This window comes from Streptomyces sp. HD (genome assembly GCF_028369295.1).
In the GTDB taxonomy this organism is placed as follows: Bacteria; Actinomycetota; Actinomycetes; order Streptomycetales; family Streptomycetaceae; genus Streptomyces.
Genome location: NZ_JAQMYP010000189.1, coordinates 1 through 440, shown reverse-complemented (window position 1 = coordinate 440; position 440 = coordinate 1). Strand labels below are relative to the sequence as shown.

Genomic DNA, 440 nt, shown 5'->3' with positions numbered 1-440 from the left:
TCGGTGTCGGGTCAGTTCGTCACGCGGAAGGTGGCGTCGCTGCGTCCTGTCGCGGTGGTGATCGGGTCGAGGCGGAGTTGGTAGGCGTAGTGGCGGATGTAGTGGTCGGGGTGGTTGTAGGACTGGAACGAGGACCAGGTGGAGTCGGCGAGGCCGGCGACCTTCCGGAAGGTGGCGTCCTGGGCGAACTGGCTGCTGCCGTCGTTGTGGGCGAGCTGGAAGTCGTAGTTGGCGTGGCGCAGGAAGTGGCCGGGGTGGTTGACCGACTCGAAGGAGACGGTGCCGGTGCCGGCCAGGCCGGGCCGCAGCCGGAACTTGGCGTCCTCGGCGGGGCTGACGTCGGGATCGATGCGTACGTCGTAGTTGGCGTGCCGCACGTAGCGGTCCTGGAAGTTGAACGACTGCAGCCGCTGGGCCGGGGTGTTGGGCCAGCGGGCTAG

The 440-nt window shown here is 68.2% G+C and carries 1 protein-coding gene; it reads right to left on the bottom strand.

Features of this window, described 5'->3' with window-relative positions; genetic code table 11:
• Nucleotides 1-11: 11 nt before the first annotated feature.
• A partial coding sequence (locus POF73_RS45940; protein ID WP_272125504.1) for an AbfB domain-containing protein occupies nucleotides 12-440 on the bottom strand: 429 nt, incomplete at its 5' end.